Here is a 6,000-nt window from a genome sequence, read left to right as displayed (position 1 = left end):
GGCAGAGAAAATCCAAGCAAAACAACACGTTAGACGGTATTATTAATTCGCTTGCCGCTTAAGGTTCTGTACATGATGTGGGCCAATGTAAAGGTGTTGCCATGAGCCGTTCCCCAAAAGCCTATTCCTACATTCGATTCAGTACCCCAAAACAGGCACAAGGGGACAGCTACCGACGTCAGTTGGAGCTTGCTACGGAATACTGCCAAAAGCATCAACTACAACTTAGTGATAAAGCACTTGAGGATTTTGGGGTGAGTGCCTACAGGGGGAGCAATCGAACTAATGGAGCTCTGGGGCGTTTCATTGATGCAGTGAAGGATGGGAAGATTAAGGAAGGATCTTACCTGTTGGTCGAATCGGTTGATCGCCTAAGTAGGCAAGCAATTGAGGACGCGTTACGCCAATTCCTAGAGATGATTGGTTTGGGAATTGTGATTGTCACCCTTATTGATGGGCGAGTTTATAAAAGTGGGGCTGTGGACATAACATCGCTACTTGTTTCAATCGTTAGTATGGCACGAGCGAATGACGAGTCTAAAACAAAAAGTAAAAGGAGTAGTGAGGCTTGGGAGAATGGTCGCAAGCACGCTAGAGAGAATAACCAAGTGATGAAAAACTCTCGCTTACCTTCATGGCTGAAATTAGAGGAGGGCAAGATTATTGCTATCCCTGAACGAGTCAAAGTCGTGAACGAGATGTTTGAGCTGGCAAAGTCCGGCTGTGGCTACGAGCAAATAGCCAAGATCTTTCTGGAGAAGGGCTATAAGACTTTTGGAAAAAAAGCTGACTGGCGTCCCGCAGGCATTCAGGCGGTTATCAAGAGTGAATCTGTGATCGGAGTGTTTCATCCACATCAAATAAAGGATGGTAAGCGGATTCCGGAGGGAGACCCTATTTGGGGATATTATCCGGCGATAGTCGAACCTATGTTATTCAATGAAGTGAAGCATCTTATCAACCAGAGAAATAATCATAGTGGTTCTTATCGGAAAGGCACTTATAACAACCTCTTTAGCGGTATACTGCGTTGCCAGTGTGGAGAATCGTTACGCTACCAAAATAAAGGGCGAGCAGGGAGCCCTCGTAACTATCTTGTTTGTCCTAAGCAGAATATTACAGGGTGTAATCTGCCAAACATGCTCTATGACAAAGTTGAGCCTCAGTTATTACAAGCAGTTAGTATCCTATCAGAAGTAATGCAAAGACGGGTGGGGGAGAATGAGAAGTTTTTATCTCTTCAAGAACAGTTAGCAACATTGAGAACTCAATTAGATGTTGAGAGTAGAAAGAAAGATAAAGCTGCTCAATCCATATTAGATTTTGACGATGATGCTACTTTTCGAAACGCATTTGTAAAGAGCAAAGCTAGCTGCAAAGTCTTAGAAGAAAAAATACGCGAACTTGAAAACGAGCTCATGAGTCTTGAGTTGTCAGAAAAAACAATTCTCAATCTACTGAAACCAGAGGAACTGATCAGTACTGAGCAACGTCAACTATTTAATAGCCAATTAAAAGCAGTGCTGAAAGAGATCAAATTTAGCTACGATGGTTATGATCTAGCCGCAGTATTCAAGGGGTTAGATGATCAATTCATGCTAGAGCAAGCTTTCAAACCCAAGCTGGCAGGCAGTAGCGTTAGAGATCTCAGCGGGGAGGAGTTGTTAAGGACAACCTCGGAAGCTCCCTACATTGATGCTGCGTGGGTGAAGGGGGAGATTGAGGAATACGCTCTCCACCGGAAAGATGTGTCAAGCGGTCTGGATGATGAGTTCGAGGATTTGAGTTTACAAGAGTCAAAGTGAAGGCATTACAAGGGGAGTTTGGCGTGGTAGGTATCTTTGTTGGGCACCATTCACAGGGGATCATCGACCCAAGAGCATTGCTGTCACAGATACCTGGCTTCAATGGGCGTTACAGTCAGTACGTCAGGCGGGCAATCGCCAACCTCCGGCAGGTGCAGGGGCTTGACCTGCCGGAGATTCCCGAACCCGGTAATGGATTGGGGACGTGGACTCCCTTACAAGCCTTGGCTGTGTTGACCTATGGCCCCAGCTTTCACCTGAACGCAGTGTTGATAGCGGAAATCGAGCGGTTGACCGGACAATCATTACCACGAGAGGAAGGTCAGAGCCGCTATGAGGCAGCATTTTACACAGAGTACCTAGTGTCGCTGCGTGCTTATTTTGAAGAACAGCAGCCGGGTTTGCGAATCGAAGTGATCCCGCAATTCTCTTGCGGCCCTTACCGAATAGATTTCCGAGTCGATTTGCAGTGGTTCGACCCAGACGGAAAGTATTTTGACAAACCGATCCGGCAGGAGGTGTACTTGCTGGAGTTTGATGAAGCCTATCATCTGGAGCCAGCGAACCGCCAAGCAGACCACCAGCGTGATGCCTACATCGAGCAGCAGACGGGCCTCAGACCGCTCAGGATACGGCACGAGGAACAAGAGCTGTGGGCCACCATCTGTCGTGCTCAGGGACGCATCCTAAGCGTGGAGGAGTACCTGCAAGGGCTGTTGATGGCTATGGCAGAGCCGGGCGATGGCCGACATCTTGATATCACGCGAGATTCTGCCCAGAGTGCTTATACCTGCGATCCAGCCGGGTATCTACGATATCCAGCTCAGCCGGGACGAGACCTTAAAGCGATTGCAGAGCGGCTTGACTGGCGGTTGAGTCAGAGGCATAGCGGTAATCTGGCATATCACCGTCTGACCCCGCCGCGAGTGACTGCCAATCGACACATTTCGGGGTGATGTGTCTGGTCGATTTGAGTCTCATCGACACATCCGACAGCGTGTTCATGGGCTTTTCGGCGGTATGTGTCTGGTGTTCCAGCTGTTCCAGCCCGATATATATACCCGTTTAGTTACTCTGACTCTTATCTATTTACTGCACCGAGGGGGGAGCTTACCAGCCACCCGAAGGAGAGATTCCGAGATGATTGCAACGATCTTGCCCGGTTGATTGCCCGGCAAAAACAATCCCAAACCCCACCAGCACAAGGAAAACGAGCAGGCAACATTCAGACCCTACGCCGGTATAAGCGAGATGGAGATCTACACCATAGGAGAACCCCATGGAATACATCACATCTGGCCCCTTGTCGGGAGCCATCCAGCAAGGAGAAGGCGTATGAATGAGCAGCAAGGAAACCCGTTACTGAAAGCGTTGGAGGCGGCACTGCTAGCAGCCTTGGGCGTCCTCATCAAGGAGGCCGTCAACTCGATGCAGACACCGCCGCCCCCGCCGAAGGAGCCGGACGCTCAATAGACCATGCCCGTGTGACAGACCGGAAGCCCCTCGGCAACCCCTGTCACACGGGTTGGTTTTCGAGTTTTGACACGTTTTTCTTGCAGGGTCTTGAGCCTATTGGGAGGCCATCATGGCAATCATCGGGTATGCCCGTGTCTCGACCACGGGGCAATCGCTGGAGCAGCAACTGGCAGCTCTGGCGGGGTGCGAAAAAGTCTTTAACGAGAAGGTCAGCGGTAGCAAGACGGATAGGCCGCAACTACAGGCAATGCTCGAATTCGTCCGCTCTGGAGACGTGCTAAAAGTGACAAAATTGGATCGTCTGGCCCGGAACACCCGGCACTTGCTGGAGATCACAGACCAGCTACACGCCAAAGGGGTAACATTGCAGATCCAGAATCTGGGCATCGACACGGCCACTCCGACAGGCAAGCTGATGCTGACGATGATCGGAGCTATCGCCACGTTCGAGCGGGAAATCATGCTGGAGCGTCAGGCGGAAGGGATCGCCTTGGCAAAGGCCAAAGGGGTCTACAAGGGCCGTAAGCCGACCGCGATGGAGAAGCGGGATGAGGTGCTGCATCTCTTATCGCAGGGCATCGCTAAGGCATCAGTGGCAAAGCGGCTGGGTATCAGTGTGTCGAGTGTCCATAGAATTCAAAACCTGTAAAACATGAAAAAGAATTGTGATGCCTTCAACTAAAAGATGTGCTGTATCTCGAAAAGGGCAAGCTTCTTGCTTGCATAGCCCTTTATGAGTAATGCTAGTATCAACTTGGCCGCATCAACCTAGTGGAGGCATCACGATTTAGAATCGCTATGCCTAGATGATGATAAAACGGTACAAATCTGTCTTGAAATCGAATATTGAGAGGTGCATGTGATAGATGTCTATATATTATTGGTCGTGTTGATTGCAGTAGTGTTTGCTCTTGTATTTTTTGTAAGAAAGTCAAAGGCCAATGAAAGGCTCGTTGCCGACTACAAGGCTCGGTTCTCTGCTGTCTTTAATACAGAAGATGAGTGTAATGCACTCAAGTCATCGCTAGAAAATGAGCTGGCAGCTTTAAAAAACACATCTCAACAAGAACTATCTGCTTTAGATGAGTCTAAACAGCAAATATTAAAGGATAAAGAGCAATTAGCAAAAAAAGCTAGCGAGCTATTGACGGCATATAATTCCACTAAAGTAATGCTCGATTCTTTGAACCGTCAAGTGGCTATTTACAAAGATGATATGGAGCTAATCGAGTTAGGGTTCTATGAGCCAAAGTTCGATTTTGATACATCAGAAGAGTTCAAAGCTTCTATAGCTACCTGTCGTGAAAGACAGAAAGAAATGCTTAGAAATAAAACATCATCTGGTGCTATTTATTGTCCAAAGGAATGGACTGTTGAAGGCTCTAGGGCTGAAGGCCGGAAGATGACGGAAAAAGGGATTCGTCTAACAGCTAGAGCGTTTAACAATGAGTGTGAGGCGGCTATTGCTGGATGCACTTGGAAGAATATAGTGAAAATGCGAGAGCGTATCACAAAGGCGTTTAATGATATTAATAAATTGAACGAGTCGAATCACATATATATAACTGAGCGTTTTTTAAAAGAGAAACTTCTTGAGTTAGAGTTATACTTTGGATTCAATGAGAAGAAGCAACGAGAGAAAGAGGAACAAGCTGAAATTAGAGCTCAGATGCGGGAGGAAGCAAAAGCCGAAGCAGAGATCAAGAAGCTTGAGCAAGAGGCTATCCGTGAAGAGCAACGTTATCAAAAAGCATTAGAAGAAGCCAAAAAGGAATTGGATCATGCTTCTGATGCCATGAAATCCAAGCTGCAAGAAAAGATAGATCAACTCCAGTCTTCACTTGAGGAGGCTGAGAAAAAGCATCAAAGAGCGAAGTCGATGGCTGAACAGACTAAACAAGGTCATGTATATGTCATATCGAATATTGGTTCTTTTGGGGATAACGTCTACAAAATAGGCATGACTCGCCGACTTGAGCCACTTGATCGAGTGACCGAGTTGGGCGATGCATCTGTACCGTTCGGGTTTGACGTACATGCAATGATTCATACAAATGACGCCCCTGCTCTTGAGAAGACATTACATGAAAAGTTTGATTTCAAAAGAATCAATCTTGTAAACAAGCGTAAAGAATTCTTCAGTGTCACATTGGATGAAATAAAAAATGAAGTATCGAGCGTGATTGGAGATGACGTTAAGTTCATAGAGACAGCTGTTGCTCGTGACTATTACGAGTCTAAAGCTATCCGTAGCCAGCATGACCTTGAACGCGGGAAAAATGCTGATCAATCTAGTGCTGAGATCGAGCAGGCCCAAGTGATTTCAAGGCTTGCGGATGCCATATCAGCTTGAAGAGGTTTTTGTGGTATTTCCAATAAAAACAGCTCGCAGTTCTTGATGCCATAGAGGGTGGTGGCCATGGGGGATCCTTTGTCTGCGGGCCGGCGGCCCTGAAATCGTGCAAGGGCCCGATTCTGGCATTGTGGTCTCCCCATGGCAACGCTCATGGCCGGATGGGCTGGTTTTACCAGTCAGGCCGAGTGGAGAAGGGAGGGGGCCGCGCGCCAGAACACGCTGGTCTGTGACGGGATGCGCTGCGGTATCAAAGGGGGAGACCGAGGGAGGAGGCCCTTATGCTGCACACCTGGCCGGATAGGACGACAGGGGGCAGGGAGCCTCACAGGGAAGCACACCTGGCCGGATGGGGCCGCTGGGGCC

Annotated in this window: 5 protein-coding genes; all 5 read left to right on the top strand. The window is 48.1% G+C overall.

Features of this window, described 5'->3' with window-relative positions; all coding sequences use genetic code 11:
* The first annotated feature begins 101 nt into the window (after positions 1-101).
* The 5 genes from PG896_RS15745 to PG896_RS15725 all read left to right on the top strand — a co-directional run bounded on the left by PG896_RS15745 (position 102) and on the right by PG896_RS15725 (position 5,634).
* Positions 102-1,805 carry a recombinase family protein gene (locus PG896_RS15745; protein ID WP_270835896.1) on the top strand — a complete coding sequence of 568 codons (1,704 nt, stop codon included), beginning with the start codon at positions 102-104 and terminating at the stop codon, positions 1,803-1,805.
* Positions 1,802-2,761 carry a hypothetical protein gene (locus PG896_RS15740; RefSeq protein ID WP_216948305.1) on the top strand — a complete coding sequence of 320 codons (960 nt, stop codon included), beginning with the start codon at positions 1,802-1,804 and terminating at the stop codon, positions 2,759-2,761. The genes PG896_RS15745 and PG896_RS15740 overlap by 4 nt, the downstream gene beginning before the upstream one ends.
* 379 nt (positions 2,762-3,140) lie before the next feature.
* The gene (locus tag PG896_RS15735) at positions 3,141-3,278 is read left to right on the top strand and encodes a hypothetical protein (protein ID WP_010674054.1); all 138 of its coding nucleotides are present in this window, start codon (positions 3,141-3,143) and stop codon (positions 3,276-3,278) included.
* A 112-nt stretch (positions 3,279-3,390) separates the two neighbouring features.
* The gene (locus PG896_RS15730) at positions 3,391-3,930 is read left to right on the top strand and encodes a recombinase family protein (RefSeq protein WP_270672148.1); all 540 of its coding nucleotides are present in this window, start codon (positions 3,391-3,393) and stop codon (positions 3,928-3,930) included.
* Between the two features lie 210 nt (positions 3,931-4,140).
* Positions 4,141-5,634, top strand: coding sequence for a DUF4041 domain-containing protein (locus PG896_RS15725; RefSeq protein WP_270672149.1), 1,494 nt, complete (start codon positions 4,141-4,143; stop codon positions 5,632-5,634).
* The last annotated feature ends 366 nt before the right edge of the window (positions 5,635-6,000 follow it).

This window comes from Aeromonas sp. QDB30 (assembly GCF_027707645.1).
Lineage (GTDB): Bacteria > Pseudomonadota > Gammaproteobacteria > Enterobacterales > Aeromonadaceae > Aeromonas > Aeromonas caviae.
The sequence above is the reverse complement of the archived record's forward strand: the minus strand, read 5'-3'. Positions and strand labels throughout refer to the sequence as shown.

Bases quoted from the DNA above. Each gene is read 5' to 3' on its own strand.
- PG896_RS15745 (WP_270835896.1), top strand. From the start codon at position 102: ATGAGCCGTTCCCCAAAAGCCTATTCCTACATTCGATTCAGTACCCCA.
- PG896_RS15735 (WP_010674054.1), top strand. From the start codon at position 3,141: ATGAATGAGCAGCAAGGAAACCCGTTACTGAAAGCGTTGGAGGCGGCA.
- PG896_RS15730 (WP_270672148.1), top strand. From the start codon at position 3,391: ATGGCAATCATCGGGTATGCCCGTGTCTCGACCACGGGGCAATCGCTG.